Origin of the sequence: Kribbella sp. NBC_00889, assembly GCF_045207705.1 — a bacterium.
Lineage (GTDB): Bacteria > Actinomycetota > Actinomycetes > Propionibacteriales > Kribbellaceae > Kribbella.
Genome location: NZ_CP108783.1, coordinates 4,464,737 through 4,486,002, shown reverse-complemented (window position 1 = coordinate 4,486,002; position 21,266 = coordinate 4,464,737). Strand labels below are relative to the sequence as shown.

At 67.8% G+C, this 21,266-nt stretch carries 23 protein-coding genes and 1 other RNA gene; 12 read left to right on the top strand and 12 right to left on the bottom strand.

The window, feature by feature from the left end; translation table 11 throughout:
- Window positions 1–39: 39 nt before the first annotated feature.
- Window positions 40–534: a GNAT family N-acetyltransferase gene (locus OG817_RS21645; RefSeq protein WP_406057258.1), complete on the top strand. Its 495-nt coding sequence runs from the start codon at window positions 40–42 to the stop codon at window positions 532–534.
- Between the two features lie 2 nt (window positions 535–536).
- Here the strand turns inward: OG817_RS21645 and OG817_RS21640 are convergent, their stop codons facing one another.
- On the bottom strand, window positions 537–1,670 hold the full coding sequence (locus tag OG817_RS21640) for a hypothetical protein (protein ID WP_406057256.1): 1,134 nt from the start codon (window positions 1,668–1,670) through the stop codon (window positions 537–539).
- 137 nt (window positions 1,671–1,807) lie between these two features.
- Between OG817_RS21640 and OG817_RS21635 the strand changes: the two genes are divergently transcribed.
- On the top strand, window positions 1,808–2,485 hold the full coding sequence (locus OG817_RS21635) for a DUF899 domain-containing protein (protein ID WP_406057254.1): 678 nt from the start codon (window positions 1,808–1,810) through the stop codon (window positions 2,483–2,485).
- Here OG817_RS21635 and OG817_RS21630 read toward each other — a convergent pair.
- Entirely contained in the window at window positions 2,482–3,384 is a 903-nt protein-coding gene (locus tag OG817_RS21630) for an aldo/keto reductase (protein ID WP_406057252.1), read from the bottom strand. The two genes, OG817_RS21635 and OG817_RS21630, sit on opposite strands and share 4 nt — an antisense overlap.
- 90 nt (window positions 3,385–3,474) lie before the next feature.
- Here OG817_RS21630 and OG817_RS21625 point away from each other — a divergent pair, with 90 nt between their 5' ends.
- The gene (locus tag OG817_RS21625) at window positions 3,475–3,972 is read left to right on the top strand and encodes an NUDIX hydrolase (RefSeq protein WP_131350493.1); all 498 of its coding nucleotides are present in this window, start codon (window positions 3,475–3,477) and stop codon (window positions 3,970–3,972) included.
- Window positions 3,973–3,979: 7 nt separating this feature from the next.
- Here the strand turns inward: OG817_RS21625 and OG817_RS21620 are convergent, their stop codons facing one another.
- Complete coding sequence (locus OG817_RS21620) at window positions 3,980–4,156, bottom strand: hypothetical protein (protein WP_360447898.1); 177 nt, start codon at window positions 4,154–4,156, stop codon at window positions 3,980–3,982.
- A gap of 63 nt (window positions 4,157–4,219) precedes the next feature.
- Window positions 4,220–4,969, bottom strand: coding sequence for a helical backbone metal receptor (locus tag OG817_RS21615; protein ID WP_406057250.1), 750 nt, complete (start codon window positions 4,967–4,969; stop codon window positions 4,220–4,222).
- A 292-nt stretch (window positions 4,970–5,261) separates the two neighbouring features.
- Here OG817_RS21615 and OG817_RS21610 point away from each other — a divergent pair, with 292 nt between their 5' ends.
- Window positions 5,262–5,831 (top strand): histone H1-like repetitive region-containing protein, encoded by a 570-nt coding sequence (locus OG817_RS21610; RefSeq protein ID WP_360447855.1) that lies wholly within the window; start codon window positions 5,262–5,264, stop codon window positions 5,829–5,831.
- Window positions 5,832–5,970: 139 nt separating this feature from the next.
- On the opposite strand, the gene OG817_RS21605 is transcribed toward OG817_RS21610, so the two are convergent.
- The gene (locus OG817_RS21605) at window positions 5,971–6,159 is read right to left on the bottom strand and encodes a hypothetical protein (protein ID WP_360447853.1); all 189 of its coding nucleotides are present in this window, start codon (window positions 6,157–6,159) and stop codon (window positions 5,971–5,973) included.
- Window positions 6,160–6,212: 53 nt separating this feature from the next.
- Here OG817_RS21605 and map point away from each other — a divergent pair, with 53 nt between their 5' ends.
- Window positions 6,213–7,061 carry a type I methionyl aminopeptidase gene (gene map / locus OG817_RS21600; RefSeq protein ID WP_406057248.1) on the top strand — a complete coding sequence of 283 codons (849 nt, stop codon included), beginning with the start codon at window positions 6,213–6,215 and terminating at the stop codon, window positions 7,059–7,061.
- A gap of 118 nt (window positions 7,062–7,179) precedes the next feature.
- Here map and OG817_RS21595 read toward each other — a convergent pair whose 3' ends face one another.
- Both OG817_RS21595 and OG817_RS21590 read right to left on the bottom strand, forming a co-directional pair.
- Window positions 7,180–7,650 carry a GNAT family N-acetyltransferase gene (locus OG817_RS21595; protein ID WP_406057246.1) on the bottom strand — a complete coding sequence of 157 codons (471 nt, stop codon included), beginning with the start codon at window positions 7,648–7,650 and terminating at the stop codon, window positions 7,180–7,182.
- Window positions 7,647–9,137, bottom strand: a complete 1,491-nt coding sequence (locus OG817_RS21590) for a S10 family peptidase (protein WP_406057244.1) — start codon at window positions 9,135–9,137, stop codon at window positions 7,647–7,649. The genes OG817_RS21595 and OG817_RS21590 overlap by 4 nt, the downstream gene beginning before the upstream one ends.
- 106 nt (window positions 9,138–9,243) lie before the next feature.
- On the opposite strand from OG817_RS21590, the gene OG817_RS21585 reads away from it, so the two are divergent.
- Window positions 9,244–9,612, top strand: a complete 369-nt coding sequence (locus OG817_RS21585) for a DUF952 domain-containing protein (protein WP_406057242.1) — start codon at window positions 9,244–9,246, stop codon at window positions 9,610–9,612.
- Window positions 9,613–9,621: 9 nt separating this feature from the next.
- Window positions 9,622–10,022, top strand: an RNA gene (rnpB, locus tag OG817_RS21580) — RNase P RNA component class A.
- Window positions 10,023–10,206: 184 nt separating this feature from the next.
- Here rnpB and panB read toward each other — a convergent pair.
- The 3 genes from panB to OG817_RS21565 form a co-directional block, all read right to left on the bottom strand.
- Window positions 10,207–12,213: a 3-methyl-2-oxobutanoate hydroxymethyltransferase gene (gene panB, locus OG817_RS21575; protein ID WP_406057240.1), complete on the bottom strand. Its 2,007-nt coding sequence runs from the start codon at window positions 12,211–12,213 to the stop codon at window positions 10,207–10,209.
- Between the two features lie 152 nt (window positions 12,214–12,365).
- Window positions 12,366–14,138 carry an NAD+ synthase gene (locus OG817_RS21570; RefSeq protein WP_406057238.1) on the bottom strand — a complete coding sequence of 591 codons (1,773 nt, stop codon included), beginning with the start codon at window positions 14,136–14,138 and terminating at the stop codon, window positions 12,366–12,368.
- A 16-nt stretch (window positions 14,139–14,154) separates the two neighbouring features.
- Window positions 14,155–14,712, bottom strand: a complete 558-nt coding sequence (locus OG817_RS21565) for an AAA family ATPase (RefSeq protein ID WP_406057236.1) — start codon at window positions 14,710–14,712, stop codon at window positions 14,155–14,157.
- Window positions 14,713–14,799: 87 nt separating this feature from the next.
- Here OG817_RS21565 and OG817_RS21560 point away from each other — a divergent pair, with 87 nt between their 5' ends.
- Entirely contained in the window at window positions 14,800–15,987 is a 1,188-nt protein-coding gene (locus OG817_RS21560; RefSeq protein ID WP_406057234.1) for a DUF418 domain-containing protein, read from the top strand.
- Here OG817_RS21560 and OG817_RS21555 read toward each other — a convergent pair.
- Complete coding sequence (locus OG817_RS21555) at window positions 15,933–16,571, bottom strand: peptidoglycan recognition family protein (RefSeq protein ID WP_406057232.1); 639 nt, start codon at window positions 16,569–16,571, stop codon at window positions 15,933–15,935. The two genes, OG817_RS21560 and OG817_RS21555, sit on opposite strands and share 55 nt — an antisense overlap.
- Window positions 16,572–16,652: 81 nt before the next feature.
- Between OG817_RS21555 and OG817_RS21550 the strand changes: the two genes are divergently transcribed.
- Complete coding sequence (locus OG817_RS21550; RefSeq protein WP_406057230.1) at window positions 16,653–17,135, top strand: hypothetical protein; 483 nt, start codon at window positions 16,653–16,655, stop codon at window positions 17,133–17,135.
- Entirely contained in the window at window positions 17,132–18,064 is a 933-nt protein-coding gene (locus tag OG817_RS21545; RefSeq protein WP_406057228.1) for a hypothetical protein, read from the top strand. The genes OG817_RS21550 and OG817_RS21545 overlap by 4 nt, the downstream gene beginning before the upstream one ends.
- On the opposite strand, the gene OG817_RS21540 is transcribed toward OG817_RS21545, so the two are convergent.
- A complete protein-coding gene (locus OG817_RS21540; protein WP_406057226.1) occupies window positions 17,990–18,409 on the bottom strand; it encodes a hypothetical protein in 420 nt (139 codons plus the stop codon). The two genes, OG817_RS21545 and OG817_RS21540, sit on opposite strands and share 75 nt — an antisense overlap.
- A 113-nt stretch (window positions 18,410–18,522) precedes the next feature.
- On the opposite strand from OG817_RS21540, the gene glnA reads away from it, so the two are divergent.
- Both glnA and OG817_RS21530 read left to right on the top strand, forming a co-directional pair.
- A complete protein-coding gene (gene glnA / locus OG817_RS21535; protein ID WP_393383224.1) occupies window positions 18,523–19,863 on the top strand; it encodes a type I glutamate--ammonia ligase in 1,341 nt (446 codons plus the stop codon).
- 303 nt (window positions 19,864–20,166) lie between these two features.
- Window positions 20,167–21,246, top strand: coding sequence for a HupE/UreJ family protein (locus OG817_RS21530; protein ID WP_406057223.1), 1,080 nt, complete (start codon window positions 20,167–20,169; stop codon window positions 21,244–21,246).
- Window positions 21,247–21,266: the final 20 nt, after the last annotated feature.

Here is a 21,266-nt window from a genome sequence, read left to right as displayed (position 1 = left end):
CCTACTGAAACAGTCGTGTCAGTAGATTGGGTGGACTGGATGAGCCGGACGAAGGCGATCAGGAAGCTGGGCAAGCCGGGAGATCTCGGGTGGGTGGTGCAGGCGCATGCGGAGATCTATGCGGCGGAGTACGGCTGGGGTCTGGAGTACGAGGCGCTGATCACGCGGATCGTGGCGACGTACGCGAGCGAGCACGACGACGATCGCGAGGCCGCGTGGATCGCCGAGGTGGAGGGGGAACGGGCCGGCAGCATCTTCTGTGTCCGTGGGCCGGACGAGACCACCGCCCAACTCCGCCTGCTCCTGGTGACGCCGGACGCCCGCGGTCTCAAGCTTGGCGCCGAACTGGTCGACACGTGCCTCGCCTTCGCGCGCGCGGCCGGCTACAAGAGGATGGTGCTGTGGACCAACGATCCGTTGGTGGCGGCGCGTCACATCTACCTGGCCCGCGGCTTCCGCCTCACCGGCTCCGAGCCGCATGACTCCTGGGGTCTGGAGCTCGTTGGCCAGACCTATGAGCTGGACCTGGGCTGAGCTCAGTCCGCGCAGGTCGGCGCGCCGGGCGCCGCGGTCCGGTAGAGGGCGTGCGAGAGAAACGTCGTGACGTAGCCGTTCATGACGGCCAGTGCGTGGCGCGGGCCCACACTGCCCAGCGGCAGGAACTTCCGCAGCGGCAGCGCCAGGTAGTAGGCGCCGTAGTCGGTGAAGTTGAAGTGCCGCGTCCCCGGGATGGTCGCGCACCACGCCGTCCCTGTGCTTGCCTTGAGCAACGACAGGGCACGGTCCCGGCCGTCGTCGTTCTTCGCGTCCGGGCCGCAGACGCTGGTGATGCACGAGTCGTCCGCGCCGAGCAGCATGATCGGCGCGTGCACGCCCTTCGTCACCACCTCGCCGAACTGGAGTCCGTCCAGGTCGACCGCGGCGCCACACCGCCGATCGGTGCGGCACGCCTCCAGTGAGGCCGCGCCGCCGAACGAGTGGCCGACGTACGACGTACCGATCCCGGTCTCGACGCTGTTCGGCAACTGCTTGCCGAGGGTGGTAGCGGCGAAGCGGGCGTCGGCGGCCCAGGTGGTGACGAGGTGGTCGCCGGCCTCGAGCGCGCCGTCCGAGGTCTCGCCGAGATTCGGTGGGTTGGCGGCTGCGGTGCTCTTGACCGTCTGGCCGTCGAGGACGGTCAGGTTCGCGCTGTACGTCGGAGTCACGCCGGCGACCAGGTAGCCGTGGCTGGCGAGTTCCTCGGCGAGGCTGGCGTACATCGGTGCGGACAGCCCCATGCCCGGCATCAGCACGACGACCGGAAAGCGCCCGGGGGCGATGGTCGCGCGGTCCAGCGCGTGGTCCTGCAGGCCGTTGAACGGGCCCTGGAACACTGCGATCGGTGACTTCAGGTGCAGCCCGTTCCATAGGCCTGGCGCGTACTCCACGTGGCGTCCGGTGGTGCTCTTGGCCACCGGGTACCAGAGCCACACCGAGAGCTTCCGCGGGCCTTCGCCGTACGGATCGCGGCGGACCGTGTCGGTCCACTCGAACGTCCGGCGACCGACCTGGAAGGTCCCGGTCGGGTCGGGCAGGGACACCGGTTCAGACCGCTTCACCAGCACCCAGCCGACGTACCCGCTGCCGCCGAGCAGAGCGAACAGCACCAGGATCACGATCCCCGTGCGCATCCGTCGCATCCCTCTGCGGGCCATATCCCAAGCGTCTCACCCAGAGCCTCGATCCGTGGATCCTGGCTCGGGGTGTCGAACCCGGCAGATCCGCTCCGACGTGACCGATATCAGTGCTGATCGATCGAGGAGTGGCGATGAACCTTCCGGATGTCGCGTCCCGGGACGAGTGGCTGGTCGCGCGCAAGGCGCTACTGGCGGAGGAGAAGGAGTTCACCCGGCAACGGGACGCGTTGAACTCGCGACGTCGGCAGTTGCCGATGGTGCTGGTGGACAAGCCGTACGACTTCACCGGGCCGGACGGCGAACTCGGGCTGGGGGAGTTGTTCGAGGGCCGGCCGCAGTTGGTCGTGTACCACTTCATGTTCCAGCCGGAGTGGGAGGGCGGCTGCCGCAACTGCACCGGCTTCGTCGACGACATCGGTTCCCTCGACAACCTGCACCGGTTGAACACGACGTTCGCGCTGGTGTCTCGGGCGCCGTACGAGAAGCTGGCCGCGTACAAGGCCGAGCACGGTTGGACCGTCCCGTGGTACTCGTCGTACGGGAGCGACTTCAACTACGACTACCACGTGACGCTGGACGACTCGGTGGTGCCGTTCGAGTACAACTACCGCACCAAGGCCGAGTGGGACCTGCTGCCGAACAACGAGCACGTGCAGAGCGAGCAGCCGTTCGACCTGCATGGTCTGAGCTGCTTCCTGAAGGTCGGTGACGACGTCCATCACACGTACTCCACCTACGGTCGTGGGCCGGACGCGATGACGTTCACCGTCACCGCGGTCGACCTGACCGTGTTGGGTCGCCAGGACTAGATCCAGGGGAGGGCCGAGCGCTCGGTCCAGTACTCGTCGGGTTGCTGGACGAACTCGACAAGGGGGCCGTCGACGTGGAAGGCAAGGTTGCTCGCGAGTTGCTGGGCGGTGATCGCGCCGCTGAGTACGACGTCGGCCCACGGCTGCGCGACGGCGGCGCCGATCGCGAGCGAGTCCGGTGCGACGCCGTGCTGGTGGGCGAACGCGTTGAACGGCGTCTCGCCCGCCTTCGCGGTCAGGCGTCCGTTCGCCACAACTTCCTTGACGACGACGAACCAGCCGGCGTCGTGCGCCTCGGCCAGCGCGGCGCCGGCGGACGTCTCCAGCACGTTCCAGGTGGACTGGACCGCACTGAACGGCCCGTCGAGCTCGATCGCCGTGCGCAGCGTCTCGGCCTGGTGCGGTCCGCTGGTGGACAATCCGACGCGTACGCCGCTGTCCGCGAGCTCCTGCAGCCGGTCGAGCAGCTGCTTGTCGCCGAGCGCCGGGCTGTCCGACGTGAGGCTGTGCACGAGGTAGAAGTCCGGCGGTCCACCAAGCGCTTGAAGGGTCTCCGGCCACTGCCGTTCGAACGTCGCGAGCGAGTGGTCCTTCACCTCGTGCGTCCCGGCATCGGTCCGCCAGTCGGCGACGTAGGTGTAGCCCCACTTGGAGCCGATGGTGAGTTCGGTACGGCGTTGCGGCGTCAGCCACTCACCGAGGAACGTCTCGGCGAGTCCGTACGAACGCGCGGCGTCGAAGTACCGGACACCGGCGTGCCACGCCCGGTCGAGCAGATCGTGCGTACGCCGGCGAAGGTCCTCGACCGCACGCGCCGGCGGAAGGTCTTCGTCGTGCCCGAGATTGATGTACCCGGGCCGCCCCAATGCCGCCAGACCCAAACCGATACGCGCTGTCATGGCTTCGATCGTAGGTGTCCACGGCAACCAGTGTGAGACGCGCCGCATCGCGCAGCGGCGGATGTCCTACGTCGTCTAGCGTTTTGTCATGTGACCGATCCACGTCTGCCACCACCAGGCACCGTCGTCCGACGGACGACGGCGCGCGTGCTGCCGGTGCGTCCGGACGGCAAGGTGTTGCTGCTGCACGGCTGGGATCCGCTGAAACCGCAGACGCCGTACTGGTTCACCATCGGCGGCGCGGTGAACGACGGGGAAACGCTCGCCGAAGCCGGCACGCGCGAACTTCGCGAGGAGGTCGGCATCGTGCTGCCGCCGGACTCGCTCGGCGATCCGGTCGCGACGAACACGATCGAGTTCGAGTGGGGCGGTTGCCCGATCATTCAGCGGCAGACGTTCTTCGCGATCGGGGTGGACGGCGTCGAGGTGACGTTCGCCAACCAGGAAGAGCTCGAACTGGAGACGATCAGCGCACACGGCTGGTGGCACGCGGACGAACTGGAGGCGACCGGCCGCGCCGCGCACGTCACGATCCCGGGACTGCTGCGCCGGGCCGTCGACGCGATCACCCTGCGCCGCGCGTCCTGATCCCCGGTCAGCGCTTGCGGGCCTGTTTCAGCACCTTCTTCGGCACCTTCTTGTCGACCTCGTAGTGCACGCGATCGAGCCGTTCCGCACAGCCGGCCTTCGACAGCCGCAGCAGGACGACCGGGCACTTCTTGCACCTCGGCTTGTCCTTGCAGCACTTCTTCTTCGCGGTCATCGACGGCACGCAGCGAGTGTAGGTGAGGCATACCTAACCGTCTAGCTGAGCGGGCAGGGATCGTGGCGGACGTCACTCCAGCTGTCCGCCGAGCACTTCCCGTGCTTCCAGCAACGACGGGCCGTACCAAGTCAGGTGCCGGCCCGACGCGCAGCGCGCGGGCTGCGCGAACACTTCCGGCCCGTCGCCGGGGGAAAACGCATAAGGCTCGTCCGGCAGTACGACGAGATCGTGGTCGGGTAACGCGTCCGGATCGAACCGCGGATAACGTTCGCCGGAATCCCGCAGTACGTTGTCGATACCGATCCGGGCGAGCAGATCACCCGCGAACGTGTCGCGTCCCAACGCCATCCATGGCCGCTGCCAGATCGGTATCACCGCGCGCCGGCGTATTCCGTCGTACGGCGAACTCCACACCGCACGAGCGCTGGTCAACCAGTCGGGTACGCCGCCGATGATCGCGGACAGCATGCGTTCGAGTGAGTCGAGTGATTCGTCGACGGTCGTCGGTGCGGTCACCCACACCGCGATTCCGCGACCGCGCAACGCGTCGAGATCGACGACGCGATTCTCTTCGGCGTTCGCGATCACGACGTCCGGCGCGAGTGCTGCGATGAGTTCGACGTCGGGATTCTTGGTGCCGCGAACGCGCGTCACATCGAGGTCCGCGGGATGCGTACACCAGTCGGTCGCACCAACGATCAGGTGTGCGTGCGTTGCTGCGATCGACTCCGTCAACGAGGGCACGATGCTGACCACGCGCAGCACTTCGGACGGCGTCTCCACGACGTCTCCGAGGTCGTCTCGCGGCTTGTCTCGCACGTCTGTCACCTCACTTCGCGAAGGCCGTTGCCGACGACAACACTCGCCGATTGCGTGCTTCGACACGAACTTTGTGCGCGTGTCGCCAAGAAATTATCCGGTCCCTCGGGCATCCTCATAGCGCGGCGGAATCCCTTCTGCACAAGGATTTTCGGCATTTGCGCGCCGCTTTGCGACCAGGACGCCTTAACCTGCGGACGTTTCGGGTGCTTTACGTACGCACCAAGTGTTGTCATCATCGTGACGACGAGGAATCCACCGTGGTTTTCCTCAGCCGCACCAAGGAGGCAGAGTGCCAGCCAAGAAGGCAGCCGCAGGGAAGGCGACAGCCAAAAAGGCTTCTCCCGCCAAGAAGACTGTCGCGAAGAAGGCCAGCGCCGCAAGGACGACGTCCGCGCGCAAGGTCAGCGCAGCGAAGAAAACAGTGACGAAGAAGGTGAGTGCGGCAAAGAAGGCGCCAGCCAAGAAGACGGCCGCCAAGAAGACCACTGCTGCGAAGAAGACGACCGCAGCGCGGAAGACGACGGCGAAGAAGGCTCCGGCCAAGAAGGTCGCCGCGAGGAAGACGACCGCGAAGAAGACCGTCGCGAAGAAGGCGCCGGCGAAGAAGACCACGGCCCGCAAGACGGCCGCGAAGAAGACCGTGGCCCGCAAGACGACGGCGAAGAAGACCGTCGCGAAGAAGGCTCCGGCTCGCAAGACCGCGGCGAAGAAGGCTCCGGCCAAGAAGGTCGCCGCCAAGAAGGCCCCGGCGAAGCGGACCGCCGCCAAGAAGGCGCCCGCCCGCAAGGTCGCGGCGAAGAAGGCCCCGGCCCGCAAGGCTCCGGCCCGCAAGACCACCGCGCGGCGGGTCACCCGCTGAGCCCGGCGTCCGCACTCGCGCGACGTCGACGAAACCAAGACCGAGGGGCACCACCGAGATCGGTGGTGCCCCTTGGTGCGTGTTCATTGCGCAGCGCCGTGTCAGTAGTGCGTCGTCAGGTGCGCGGTGTCAGTTGCGGTCAGTCGTCGTCCCATTTGGGGTCGTTGTCCCAGGCCTCGTTGCGTTCCTGGACCTTCTCCAGTGCCCGAGCAGCTTCCTCGGGGGAGTTGTACGGCCCGAGCCGGTCGCCGGCCTTCTCCCCTTGGTACGGCTCGACCTTGCCGGTCTTGACGTTGTAGTACCACTCGTTGCTGTGATCGTCGCTCATCTGGATGACCACCTCCTGGGAGTCTTGTCGCAGCTCACTAGAATGATCTCACCATGTCGACTATCACTCCCGGCATCATCTCGCCGCGCCGCGAAGTACCCGCATCCATCCCGCGCCCCGAATACGTCGGCAAGCCGTCTCCGACGCCGTACGACGGTTCGTACGTGACCGCGCCGGAGTTGGTGGACAGGATGCGCGTCGCGAGCAAACTGGCCGCGCAGGCCTTGCAGGCGGTCGGTGCGGCGGCGAAGCCTGGTGTGACCACCGACGAGTTGGACGCTATCGGCCATGAGTATCTGATCGAGCGCGGTGCGTACCCGTCGACGCTCGGCTACCGCGGTTATCCCAAGTCGCTGTGTACGTCGGTGAACGAGGTGATCTGCCACGGCATCCCGGACGACCGTCCGCTCGAGGACGGCGACATCGTCAACGTCGACATCACGGCGTTCCTCGACGGTGTGCACGGCGACACCAACGGGACGTTCCTGGTCGGCGACGTCGACGAGGAGAGCCGGCTGCTGGTCGAGCGCACGCAGGAGGCGCTCAACCGCGGCATCAAGGCAGTCAGGCCGGGCCGGAAGGTCAGCATCATCGGGCGGGTGATCGAGTCCTACGCCAAGCGCTTCGGGTACGGCGTGGTCCGCGACTTCACCGGCCACGGGATCGCCACGGCGTTTCACTCCGGCCTGATCATCCCGCACTACGACGACGAGCGTTTCGACGACGTGATCGAGCCCGGCATGACGTTCACCATCGAGCCGATGCTCACCCTCGGCACCTACGACTACGACCTCTGGGACGACGGCTGGACCGCCACCACCAAGGACAAGTCCCGCACCGCCCAGTTCGAACACACCCTGGTAGTCACCGACACCGGCGCCGAAGTCCTGACCCTCCCGTGACCGCCACACAGTACGAGCACGCTCATCTTCCGGGCGTGCTCGCACTGTGCAAGGCCGAGTCTGCCGGCGGACCCCGATCGCGCTCACTCGAGCATCGCACGTTCAAGGGCTTCCGGATCTACCCGTCCTGAAAGCCGAACCTGCGGTAGAGCGTGAGGGCAGCGGTGTTGTCGTCGTCGACGCGGAGCGCCACTGTGTCCGCGGAGCAGCCGCTCAACAGCAGCCGGGCGATGCCTAGCCGCCGATGCGTCGGCGCGGTGAACAACTCGATGACGAACGCGCAGTCCGGGGTGTCCGGCCACGGTGCACGCTGGACGACCAGGATCGCGCCGACCATGCGGTCACCGACGAGAGCCAGCCGGCTCAGCCGCGGATCGAGCACCCCGTAAGCGTCCTCGAAGGTCAGCGCGATGTCCTCGATCGCCTCCTGTTCAGACGCCGACGCCGCGCCGGGCGGATAGGCCTCGAAGTACAACCGGCCCAACGCCGCTGTGTCCGCCGCCACGGGCGGACGCAGCACGACACCCTCGACCCGCGGCGCCTCGACCGGACCGGCCGGACGGACGAGGGTCAGCATCGGTGGCGTCATCGGTTGGAGGCGCCCCGGATGAACGTCGCGATGTCTTCGGACTGCTGGACGCGCGACGGGTCGTGGACGTACATCATGTGACCGGCCGGGTAGTACTTCGTCTCGATGTTGCCGAGCAGTTCGGCGGGGAGTTGCAGGCGACCAAGGGTGTGTTCGGTGGCGAAGTACGGCGTCGCGCCGTCGTAGTGACCGCAGGCGACGTGCACCTTGAGATGTGGGTTCACCCGCATCGCCTCAGCGAGCTTCTCCGCGACGGTGATCTGCTGACCCTCGAACTCCTTGTACGACCAGTTCTTCGCCGCGTCCATGCTCAGGATCTCGTACGGCAGGTCGTTCTGGTAGCCGAGCTCCACCCGCACGTAGTGGTTCAGCGCCGCCGTGTACGGCCCGATGATCGCGCTGAACGACGGATCCTTGGCCGGCGTCTCACCGGCGTAGTCCGCCTCCCAGCCGGTGAAGCGGCCGTCCAGCCGGCCGACGGTCTGCCGACGGGACCGCAGTACCTCGCCGAAGAATCGCATGTGTTCGATCCGCAGGTTGACCCGGTCGATGTAGTCCTCGGTCAGCCCGGTCAGGGCCGCGATCCGGCCGACCACCTCGGCCCGGAAGTCCTCCGGGATCCGGTTGCCCTGGGCAAGCGCATTCGGGTAGCGCCCGGCCGCGAACCGTTCCGCGTCGGCGAGCACCTCCTCGAGCGTCCGGTCCGGCATCAGGCCGTGGTAGTGCGCGATGGCGGCGTACGTCGGCAGGTAGAGCGTGTACGGCAGATCGTTGCCCGGCGTGAAGTCGAGTGTGCCGAACTCGAGCACGGCGGAGATCAGCATCACGCCGTTCAGGTACATGCCGTAGCGCTCCTGCAGATGCGATGCGAGTCCGGCGGCGCGCGTCGTACCGTAGGACTCGCCGGCCAGGAACTTCGGCGACATCCAGCGTCCGTTGCGCGACGTCCACAACCGGATCACCTCGCCGACCGACTCCAGATCGCGGGTGAAGCCGTGGTAGTCGCCCGGCTTCTCGCCCTCGACCGCGCGCGAGTAGCCCGTCGACACCGGGTCGATGAAGACAAGATCGCTGTGCTGCAGCAGAGTCTCCGCGTTGTCCACCAGCCCGTACGGCGGGGGCGCGAGCTCACCCGCGTCGCCGGAGACCACGCGGCGCGGGCCCAGCAGTCCGAGATGCAGCCAGATGCTCGACGAACCCGGCCCGCCGTTGAACGCGAACGTCACCGGCCGCTCGGCCGCATCGGCGCCGTCCAAGGTGTACGCGGTCAGGAAGACCTCGGCCTTCGCCTGATGCCCGTCGAACTTGCCGTCGGTCAGCACCTCCTGCTTCAGCACGATCCGTCCCGTGGTGGCGGTGTACTGCAGTTCGCGCCCCTCGATGGTCAGGGTGTGCTGCGAGGTGACGAGGTCGTCGGTCGGCGTCGCCGGCTTCTTCTTCTCGTCCGTCGCGTCGGTCGTGGACTCGGTGGTCTCATCCTTGGCCATGCCGAGCACCCTAATCGACGCACCGGCCGTACCGAGGGCTGTCTGTCGACCAAACCGTGCTGCGGTGATCCGCGATCCGGAGCGCGGGCAGCACTAGCCTGTGAGCATGGCGACGATTCTGCATATCGCGTTCGTGGAGCACTGGGAGGCTGCGCAGGAGACCGGCAGCTATCGGTGGTCGACGCGGGGCAAGTCCCTCGATGACGGGGCGACGTTCATCCACGCCTCGCGGCCGGAGCAGGTCGCCATGGTCGCGAATTTCGTGTACGAGGACGTGGCCGAGCCACTGTGCCTGCTGGTGATCGACACTGGGCGGCTGGTGTCCGCCCTGTGCGACGAGGACCTGGACGGGATCGGCATCAGCTTCCCGCACATCTATGGCCCGCTGAACCTGGACGCGGTCGTCGACGTCCGCCCGTACGAGCGAGGCTCCGACGGGCGCTGGCCGGAAGTGTCCGCCGAGGCCGTATCCTGAACCGAGGAACGGGTCGGTCGGGCGATCGCGTCGTCCGCGACAGCGGGCGCCGAGGAAAGTCCGGACTCCACAGGGCAGCGTGGTGGGTAACACCCACCCGGGGCAACCCGCGGGACAGTGCCACAGAGAACAGACCGCCAGCGGCTTCGATGAACCCCGTGGTTCATCGGAGTGCGGGTGAGGGTGAAACGGTGGTGTAAGAGACCACCAGCTCCGCAGGTGACTGCGGAGGCTCGGTAAACCCCACGTGGAGCAAGGCCAAGAAGGGCGGTGGGCAACCACCACTCGCGCGAGCGTTCGAGGGCTGCCCGCCCGAGCTCGCGGGTAGGCCGCTGGAGGTGCCCGGCAACGGTCACCGTAGATGGATGATCGCACTCGACAGAATCCGGCTTACATGACCGGCCCGTTCCCCCACCAGCCGAAGGATGCCGCCGTGGCCCGGAACAGCAACTGGTGGCCCACAACACAGCATGACCTGTCTCAGGCCCCCACGAGGTGTTGCAGACCCCGGGACTCGCCTGGAGCAGCCCGCGCTGGATGCTCTGAACAGAGCAGAGCTGCCGCCGCGCGGCGGCAGCTCTTTGCGGGTGTTTCTCAGAAGGTGTGTTCGTCGGAGGGGAAGGTGCCTGCGGCTACGTCGGCGGCGTAGGTGGTGGCTGCTGCGGTGAGGATTCCGCGGAGGTCGGCGTACTGCTTGACGAAGCGCGGCATGGTGCCGGACCGTAACCCCGCCATGTCCTGCCAGACCAGCACCTGGGCGTCGGTGTCGCGGCCGGCTCCGATGCCGATGGTCGGGATCGTGACGCGCTTGGTGATTTCCGCGGCGACGTCGCCCGGGACCATCTCCAGTACGACGGAGAACGCGCCCGCCTCGGCCAGTGCGACCGCGTCGTCGATCAGGCCGGCGGCCTGGTCGCCACGACCCTGCACGCGGTAGCCGCCGATGCTGTGCTCGCTCTGCGGTGTGAAGCCGATGTGCGCCATCACCGGAATGCCGGACTGGGTCAGCTTCTCCACCATCGGTACGACGGTCCGGCCGCCCTCCAGCTTGACCGCGTGCACGCCCGCCTCCTTCATGAACCGGACGGCGGTGTGGAACGCCTGCTCGGGCGACGCCTGGTACGAACCGAACGGCAGGTCCGCGACGACCAGCGCCCGGTCGACCGCGCCCGCGACGGCGCGCGCCAGCGGGATCAGTTCGTCGACGGTCACGCGCAGCGTGGTGTCGTAGCCGAAGACGTTGTTCGCGGCGGAGTCGCCGACCAGCAGCACCGGAATGCCGGCCCGGTCGAAGATCTCGGCGGTGTACTGGTCGTACGCCGTCAGCATCGCCCACTTCTCGCCGCGGTTCTTCATGTCCCGCAGGTGGTGGATGCGGTACCGCCGCGGCCGCTTGCCGGCCTCACCGGGGCCACCGCCGTCGGACGGCTTGTTGTCCGCCGGCGCTACCGGGGCGCCGAGCTCGGACGAACCGGCGCTCGCCATGGCCTGCGCCCTGCGGGCAGCGCGGTGCGAAGCCGTGTGCTCGTTCGCCACCTGGCTGGGGGCGTCCTGCTGGACGTCCGCACGCCGCCGCGCGCCGACCGACGGCTTCGGCTCGTTCATCGGTGCGTTGCTCTCGTACTCCGCACTCGGATCCGACAGATACCTGTTGTCCTGCTTGCTGCCCGAGTCCTGCTGGTAACCCTCGATCGACTCCGGCATGTACGCCGTGATGGTCGGGGTGTCCACCGTGTGGTTGGGCGGGGGAGTGGCAGGCGTGCTCGGCCGGTTCTGTTGCTGCTGCTGGCCCTGAGGCTGCGCGGGCGGAGCCGGGGGCGGCGGCGTCGTCGGAGTCTGACCAGACGGCTGGTGTGAGCTGATCCCGTTGCTCAACCCATTGCTGAGTCCGTTGCTCTGAGCCGGACCGTTCGACGGAGTAGGGCCTTGCGCAGGCGCCTGGCCGCTCCAGTTCGCGTTGCTGGTCCCGTTCGAGCTGTGCGGTCCTTGAGGCCGCTGCGTCAGCCCGTTGCCGGCCTGCGGTGGTGCAGGCGGCCGCTGCGGTTGCGGCTGCTGACCGGCCGCCGGTGGCTGCGCCTGCCGGTTCGGCGGTACGCCGTTGCTCCCCGGGCCGAACGGGCTCGGGCGGCCCTGCTGCGGCGGAGGAGTCTGCTGAGGCTGCGCAGGCTGCTGCGGACGGAACGGGTTCTGCTCCGGGTACGCCGGCTGTCCGTACGACGGCTCGTCGGCGCGGGACTGCTCGCGCTCCCCGTAGTGCTCAGGCCGCTGCGGCTGATCGCCGTACTGGCGGCTCTGCGGCTGGTCGCCGTACCGCTGCTGCTGGGGTTGCTGCGCCGGGGGCGGCGGCACCGCGGGCAGGTACGGCGGCTTGGGTACGTAGGGCTGCTGGGGCACCGGGCCGCGCTCGTAGGACCTGGGGGCGTTCGGCAGCGACGGCGACGGGTCGAGACCGAGGCCGTTGGCCCGGTCCCGCCACGAGTCGTTGTCGTAGTCCGAGCGGCGGTGCTCCTCGGTTGTCCGGTTCTTCGGTCCGGTCCCGTACGGCGACGGCAACTCCTCGTCCTCGCCCTGGGTACCGGCCGACAGGAAGTTGTCAACCATGCCTTCATCGTCCCACCGTTGCGGAGGGTGAGCGCCACCGGCTGTGCCTGAGTGATCGCTCACACCGTCACCGGGCGAGCCGGACCGACCCGTGGGCTCTTCAGGAGCGCCCCACGGGGTGTCATTGGATGGGCGGTACCGCCAGGAATCGCTCAGTGCTCGGCTGCCTTCCGTGCGTCCTCACGCCATGCATTGGTGATCGGCAACCGGCGGTCCCGGCCGAAGGCCTTGTGGGTGATCTTCGGACCCGGTGGGTACTGCCGGCGCTTGTACTCCGCGCGATCGACGAGCTGGATCACCTTGCTGACCAGCTCGGTCTCGAATCCTGCCGCGACCAGCTCGGCGCTGCCGCGGTCCAGCTCGACGTAGTCGTCCAGCATGTCGTCGAGCAGGTCGTACGGCGGCAGCGAGTCGGTGTCCTGCTGCCCCGGCCGCAGCTCGGCCGACGGTGGCTTGGCGATCGCGTTCTCCGGGATCGGCGGCTGCTGGCCGCGCGCCTTCGCGTCCGCGTTGCGCCACTTCGCCAGCCGCCAGACCAGGGTCTTCGGTACGTCCTTGAGCGGAGCGTAGCCGCCGACCGCGTCGCCGTAGATGGTGGAATAGCCGACGGACAGCTCCGATTTGTTGCCACAGGCAAGAACCAGGTGGCCGTCGGCGTTCGACAGGCCCATCCAGATCACCGCGCGGACCCGGGCCTGCAGGTTCTCCTCCGCCAGGCCGGTCAGGCCGAGCGTGTCGATGAACGGCTGCACCATCGGCTGGATCGGCACCACCCGGTAGTTCAGACCGGTCCGGGCAGCGAGCTCGGCCGCGTCGTCCTTGGAGTGGTCGCTGGAGTACACGCTCGGGTTGGAGATGCCGAACACATGCTCGGCGCCGACCGCATCACAGGCGATCGCGGCCACCAGCGACGAGTCGATGCCGCCGGACAGACCGAGCAGGACGGATTTGAACCCGTTCTTCTGCACGTAGTCGCGCAGTCCGGTGACGATCGCGCCGTACATCTCGGCCTCGTCGGACAGCCGCGGCGCCACCGCAGCCGCGATCGGGTCGTACGCCGCCAGGGCCGCGTCGTGGATGACCTTGTGGACGATCTCGATGCCCTCGTGGGTGCCGGCCGGCGTGCCCGTCGGGGCCGCCAGCTCGAGGTCGACCACCATGCTGCCCTGCTCGAACTGCGGGGCGCGGGCGAACACCTTGCCCTCGGCATCGGCGATCAGCGAGTCGCCGTCGAAGACCAGCTCGTCCTGGCCGCCGACGAGATTCACGTACGCCAGCGGGCAGCCGGCCTCGCGGGCGCGGCGACGGACCAGTGCGCCGCGAACGTCGTCCTTGTTGGCCTCGTACGGAGAGCTGTTGATGACGAGCAGGAGCCCCGCACCAGCGGCCTTGGTGGCGGCGACCGGGCCGCCGTCCTGCCAGAGGTCCTCACAGATCACCACGGCGACGTCGACGCCGTGGATCCGGACCACCTGCAGCGTGTTGCCGGGAACGAAGTGCCGGAACTCGTCGAAGACGCCGTAGTTCGGGAGGTGGTGCTTGACCGCGCTCGTGATCACGCGGCCCTGGTGGATCACGGCCGCGGAGTTGGTCGGGGAGCCCTTCGGCCGGCCGAGCCGGTCGATGCCCATCGCCGTACCGGTCGCGCGGTCGAGGTAGCCGCAGACCACCACGATGTCGCCGAGCCCTTCGTCGGCCAGCCGCTTCGCCAGGTCCTGGATCCGGGCCTGCGACGCGTCCACGAACGACGCTCGCAGGGCCAGGTCCTCGACCGGGTAGCCGGTCAGCGCGAGCTCCGGGAACGCTACGACATGCGCACCACGCTCGGCCGCGTTCCGCGTCCAGGCAACGAGCTTCTCTGTGTTGCCGTCGACGTCACCGACGGTCACATTGAGTTGAGCGAGCGCTACCCGAAGCTGAGGCACGAGAGCACATTACTGGTTACCCCGGCTCTTGCGAGAGTCCGCTGTACTCCCGGACCAGCCGGAGGTTCCGCTGGACCGGATTCATCGCGTCCACCGTGAGGTGCTCGCGCGTCAGCCGCGGGTACTCGACGCGCATCCGTTCCACGTGATCCCACCCGACCTCGTGCCATCCGGGAATCCCACGCCGCCGGCCCTCCAACCGGAGCCGGTGCTCGCCTTCGTCCGTACAAACGCACTCGATCAACCGCAGCCGTGCGTCGTACTCCGTCGCCAGTTTCTCCCATCGGTCCGCCACTGTGTCGTCGACCAGACAGTCGACAATCGCCGACTGCTCGAGCATCAGCTGCCGGCGGACCAACGTCTCCAGCAGGTCGTAGTACATCGCCAGGAAGGCCGGCCGGCTCAGTCCGCCGAGTACGCCGTGTGGTTTGAGCGCCCCGAGCAACCAGTCACCGGCGAAGACCGGAGTAGCTGCTTCGACAGCAAGTGCTTCGGCCAGCGTCGACTTGCCGGTCCCGGGCAGACCGGTGAACACGATGACCTGCTGCCATCGACGGAGTACGTCGTCGTCCATGCGGCTCATCAAACAGCGACCAAGGTTCACCAGGCCGGGAACTTTGGGTGGATGGCGAGGCGGCGACGGCTCGGTTCACTCAGGGGTATGGCGAACCAAGGTGGGCCGACCGGGCTGGGGGAGCGGGCGCTGGGACCCGATCTTGCGCGGGGTTTCATGCTGCTGTTCATCGCGCTGGCGAACTCCCACTACTTCGTCTACGGCACGCGCGTGTTCGGCGGCTTCTCGATGGACGGCTCGAATGCCGACCGCGTGGTGGGGATGGTGCTGTCGACCTTCGTCGACGGCCGCGCGTTCCCGATGTTCGGGGTCCTGTTCGGGTACGGCGTCGCGCAGATCGTCCGGCGGCAACGGGAATCCGGCAAGGAGTGGTGGCCGATCCGAACGTTGCTGTGGCGCCGGAGTCTCGTCCTCATCGTGCTCGGCTTCGTGCACGCGATGCTGCTGTACATCGGTGACATCCTCGCGGCGTACGGCGTACTCCTCTTCCTTGGTGTCTGGGCCGTGCGCTGGAAGGACCGCTGGCTGTTGATCGTCGCAGCGCTGGTCTTTGTCCTCACCGCATTGCCGAGCGACGACTCGCTGGCCACTGCGTCCGACGCCAGCGATCCCTCGATGCTTCCTCCGGACTTCCTGGGGCAGTTCGGTGACCGGATCGTCGTGCAGCCGTTCATCGCCTTGCTCGGCTGGATCGGGTTCATCACGCCGTTCCTGGTCGGTCTGTGGGCCGGCCGCCGGCGCATCCTCGAACGGCCGGCCGAGCACCTGACTCTGCTGCGTACGACGGCAGTCCTCGGCCTCACAGTGGCAGTCGTGGGCGCACTCCCGGTGTCGTTGGTGGTCGGCGGCGTGATCGACCAGCCGAGCGGCGAAGCGCTCACCCGGCTCGGTCCGCTGCATGACGCATCCGGTGTCCTCGGCGGCTTCGGGTACGCCGCTCTCATCGTTCTGATCGCGCTCAAGCTGCGCGATCGCCAGGACCGGATCACCCTGGCGATCGCCGCTGCCGGCCAACGGTCGCTGACCTGCTATCTGTCCCAGTCGGTGGTGTGGGCCGTGGTCTTCACGCCGTACCTGCTCGATCTGTCCCGCACGCTCTCCACCACCACGACGGCACTGCTCGCGGTCGCGACCTGGCTGGCGACGGTGTGGATCGCCGACCGGATGCGGCGCGCGAACTACCGCGGTCCGTTCGAGATCCTGATCCGGAGGGTGACCTATCAGCCGAGGAGGACCGCGGCCACCCGGTCGCGGAGCTCGGGCAGCCTCGCGTAGAACACGTCGCCCGGGCACTGGGTCGAGTTGTAGTCCCGGTGCCCGACGATCGCGGCATGCGGATCGAGGCCGTACGTCGTACACAGCCAGGCGCAGGTCAGCACGGACATGTCGAACAGGGCGGTCGGCACGTTCTCGCTGACATAGATGCCCTCGTGCTCGATGCCGATCGTGTGGCTGTTCTGGTTGGCGGTCTGGGCACCGAGGACGTTCTGCCCGTTCCTGATCGAGGACAGCGACTTGCTGCGGCCCTCCATCAGATGGCCGCCGCGGCTGATCGTGAGCTGCTGGCCGGAGTCGATCCAGCCATTGGTGTCCATGTGCAGGTCCTGGATCCAGTGCGACACGGCGTATGCCGCCGCCAGCGAGTAGTCGGTGACGTTCGGGCTGGCGGTGTGGTGGATGACGATGTGGTCGGGTGCGCCGATCACCTGGGTGGCGGACTTGGGCGGGCGCGCCGACCATTCGGTGCGCGTGTAACAGCGCGGCGCGGGGGCGGCGTGCGCTGCCGTGGTCGAGACGGCGATGCCGCCGATCAGCACCCCTGAGGCGGCAGCGCCGCGCAGGACAGTGCGCCGGGACATCCGGGCAGGTTGGAAATTTTCTGGGGCGGTCATGGTATGGAAAATTCCCTACCGCCGAGCGGCCGAAACCGGTCTGGTCTAATGACGGTCGTGAGAGATGGGCAGGAGCGGGCGGGGGACGTCCGGCTGGGGCGGGTCGGCAAGGGCGTACGGGTGGCCGTCGCCCTGGTCGGGATCGGCCTGCTGATCAACGGGTCGGTGCGCGCCACCGACGACGCGTGGCCGTTCGGCCCGATGTCGCAGTACGCGATGTCTGTGCCCGACGACGCCTCCATCACCTACACCCGGATCAGCGCGCAGACCGATGCCGGAACGACGGTCGACGTACCGCTGAACATCGAGGGCGCCGGAGTCGCGCGGGCCGAGATCGAGGCCCGGACCGGGGACATCGTCAAGGACCCGTCGCTGCTGCAGCAGGTCGCGGACGGGTGGGCGAAGAAGCACCCGGACAAGCCGAAGTACGTGAAGCTCGAGTTGATCCGTGACACCACCCAACTGGTCGAGGGCCGGGTCGTAGGACCGCCGGCACCGGAGGTCCTGGCCACCTGGGAGGTGCGCAAGTGAGCGCCCGCACCGTCGCCGTCCGTGCCGCGAACTGGTTCACCCCGGCCATCGCGCTCGCCCGGGTGGCGTGGTTGCGGACTGTCCTCTATCTGTTCGTCATCGTGGACATGCACGCCTTCGTCCGCGACACCCGGCTGAAGGGCGAGCATCCCGGGCTCTACCAGCCGTTGCTCCTGGCCCGCATGTTCGATCTCCCCAAGCCCACGGTCTTCAACACGACCGCCTTGTACGTCGTCCTGATCGCGGCCTGCCTGGTCGGCGCGTCGAACTACTTCCCGCGGATCGCCGGCTGGATCGTGGCGCCGGCGTTCACCTGGTGGGTGCTGATCGGTATGAGTGACGGGAAGGTCGACCACGATCACCTCGCGCTCGTGATCGCGTTGTGGGTGCTTCCGACCGTGAAGGCCGGTCGCGGCGGACGAGCGTCGTACAACGATCAGACGCGATCGGAGTCGGCCGGTTGGGTGATCCGGTGTGTGCAGATCTGCGTGATCGCGACGTACTTCCTTTCCGCGATAGCGAAACTGCGCAGTGCCGGATGGGCGCTGACCTGGCCGGGGAGCGCCGTACTGACGTGGGCGATCGTCCGGCGGCCGCATCCGGTCGGGGAGTGGTTGCTGCACCATCCGTGGATGCTGCACGTGATGCAGTGGGTCGGGATCACCGCGGAGTTCCTGTCCCCGGTCATCCTGTGGCTCAAGGGGCGGTGGCAGTTGCTCGGGGCCCTGTTCTTCCTCGGGTTCCACGCGGCGAACACCGCGATCCTGCTGATCCACTTCCTGCCGACCGTGGTCTGCTGGCTGGCGTTCGCGCCGATGGAGCGGATCGTGCCCTGGGTCCAGCGGCGGCAGGCCTCAGACAGCGACGCCGGAGAGGCCGAAGACCAGGCCGAAGATGGCCGGGAGGCCAAGGAGCAGGCCGGCGCGTAGCCGGAACCGGCGGCCGCCCGGTCCGGGAGTCCGCACGACCCGGGACAGCACCGCTCCGGCGTACCCGAAGACCAGGGCGGCAAGCAGGATCTCCTTGGTCGGCAGGTCGTCGGCGTTGTGGTGGGTCAGCCCGAGCGTGACCAGCCCCGGGCAGCAGAACGCGAACATGCCGAATCCGAGCTCCGGGACGGGCAACCAGCGCCGCCCGAGGACGTCCTGCTCGGCGGTGCGCTTCCGCCGGATCGTCTGGACGAATCGCGCCGTGCTGAGCAAGAGGTCGCTGGCGCAGAGCGCCGCTGCCACGATCAGCGCCACGTGGTACCCGGCGCCGACGATCGTTTGCACGACAGACACGGTAGGCCCTGGCGCTGCCGATGTCCCCAGCAGCACGTAACGTCTGCTTAACAGAGCCGGGGCACACTGTGTGAGAACCGACCGACGCCGTGAGAGGTGGACCGATGGACAAGCAGCAGGAGTTCGTGCTGCGCGCGCTGGAGGAGCGCGACGTACGCTTCGTGCGGCTCTGGTTCACCGACGTGCTCGGGTTCCTGAAGTCCGTGGCGGTGGCGCCGGCCGAGCTGGAGGGCGCGTTCGCCGAGGGAATCGGGTTCGACGGGTCCGCGATCGAGGGGTTCGCGCGGGTGACCGAGGCGGACATGCTGGCCAAGCCGGATCCGTCGACGTTCCAGATCCTGCCGTGGCGCGGCGAGACGATGGGCACCGCGCGGATGTTCTGCGACATCAACATGCCGGACGGGTCCGCGTCGTTCGCAGACCCACGGCACGTGCTCAAGCGGACGCTGTCCAAGGCGGCCGATCTGGGGTTCACCTTCTACACCCACCCCGAGATCGAGTTCTACCTGTTCAAGTCGCTCACCGGCGCGCCCGGGACGCATCCGGAGCCGGTCGACTCGTCCGGGTACTTCGACCACACCCCGCAGGGGATCGGGAACGACTTCCGCCGCGAGGCGATCACGATGCTGGAGTCGATGGGCATCTCGGTCGAGTTCAGCCACCACGAGGGCGGGCCGGGCCAGCAGGAGATCGACCTGCGGTACGCCGACGCGCTGTCGACCGCCGACAACATCATGACGTTCCGCGTCGTGGTGAAGGAGGTCGCGCTCACCCAGGGGATCTACGCCTCGTTCATGCCGAAGCCGCTGAGCGACCAGCCCGGGTCCGGGATGCACACCCACATGTCGCTGTTCGAGGGTGACCGGAACGCGTTCTTCGAGGGCGGCGCGCAGTACCAGCTGTCCAAGACCGGGCGCGCGTTCATCGCCGGGCTGCTGCAGCACGCGGCCGAGATCACCGCGGTGACGAACCAGTGGGTGAACTCGTACAAGCGGCTCGCGGTCGGTGACGAGGCGCCGTCGTTCGTCTCCTGGGGGCACAACAACCGGTCCGCGCTGGTCCGGGTGCCGATGTACAAGCCGCACAAGGGGCAGTCCTCGCGGGTCGAGTTCCGGTCGCTGGACTCGGCGGCGAACCCGTACCTCGCGTTCGCGCTGATGCTGGCCGCTGGGCTGAAGGGCATCGAGGACGGGTACGAGCTGCCGCGCGAGGTCGAGGACGACATCTGGGCGCTCACGCCGCGTGAGCGCAAGGCACTCGGCATCAAGCCGCTGCCGAGCAGCCTGGCGGAGGCCATCAGCGCGATGGAGGACAGCGAACTGGTCGCCGAAACCCTCGGCGAGCACGTCTTCGACTTCTTCCTCCGCAACAAGCGCGCCGAATGGCTCGACTACCGCCGCCAGGTAACCCCCTTCGAACTCAACAAGCTCCTACCTGTCCTCTAGAACCACGGATCTTCCCCAGCGTGCTGCCTCGCGGGTGCACAGCCACTCGGCGGGCTGGTGAATCCGGCTAGCAGGCCATCCGCTGGCGGGTTTCTTGATGAGTGGCGCACTGCAACGCGCTATCGGGGAAACAAGCCGCCAGCCGATCACGGGCGGGCCCCTGGCGGGTGGTGCGCGTGCGGTTGGCCGGCGGGTGGACGTGGTGGGGTAGTGCGGTTGAGTGGCGATTTGCCGCGTGGTGGCGGTAAATAGTTTCCTGAGTGGTCATCTAGTGGTCGCCGGGGTCGCGTGGGATCGGGTCTCATGCGGCGACTGCTGGTGGGTATCGGACTGCTCGTCCTGTTGTTCCTCACGGGAGCCTCGGCGGCCTCGGCTCATGTGATCGCTTCGACCGGGTACTCGACCGTGCACCAGGACGGCAGCCGGGTCACGTATCTGCTGAGCCTCGAGTACGACGTACTCGGGCGAGCTGTCGACCTCGGCGCACCGACCACGGACGACGGTCAGCGCGCGCAAGCCCTGGACACGGCCAAGGACCGCATCGCGGAGTACCTGCACGACCGGGTGGTCATCGCCGTCGACGGTGCCGCGTGTGAGCAGTCGCTGGAGACGACATCGGTCGGCCGGCGCGCCACCAAGGCGTACGCCGACCTCGGGCTCGTGTTCGAGTGCCCCGGCTCCTCCGGCGCGTTCAGCCTGCAGTACAGCGTCTTCGCCATGTCCGAGGCGGTCGCCGACGACCACACCAACCTGGTCGAGTACACCTTCGACAGCGGCTCCGGCCGGACCGTGTTCGACCGCTCCCACCACGACTTCACCGTCGGCGACAACACGCTGGCCACGTCGAGTCTCCAGTTCGGCAAGATGGGCGTCGAGCACATCCTGACCGGGCTCGACCACGTCCTGTTCGTCGTCGCCCTGATCCTCGGCGCCGTGAACCTGCGCAGTCTCGTCCAGGTGATCTCGATGTTCACCGTGGCGCACAGCGTCACGCTGATCTCCACCCTGCTCGGCGGCCTGTCCGTGCCGCCGGTCATCGTCGAGCCGCTGATCGCGCTCTCGATCGCGTTCGTCGCGGTCGAGAACCTGCTCGGCTCCACCCGCCACCGGCTCCCGGTGGTCTTCGGTTTCGGTCTTCTGCACGGGCTCGGTTTCGCCGGGTCGTTGCGGATCACCGATCAGGTCAGTCCGGAACTGCTCGTCTCGCTGCTGAGCTTCAACGTCGGCATCGAGGCGGGTCAGGCGTTGCTGCTGCTCGCCGTGTTCCCGCTGGTCCTGTTGATCCGCCGGACCCGGCTCTCGGTTCCGGTGGTCCGTTCGGCGACAGGGGTCGTCGCCGCCTTCGGCCTCTTCTGGTTCGTAGAAAGGTTCCTCATCGCTTGACGTCCTCCCCGCCCTGAACG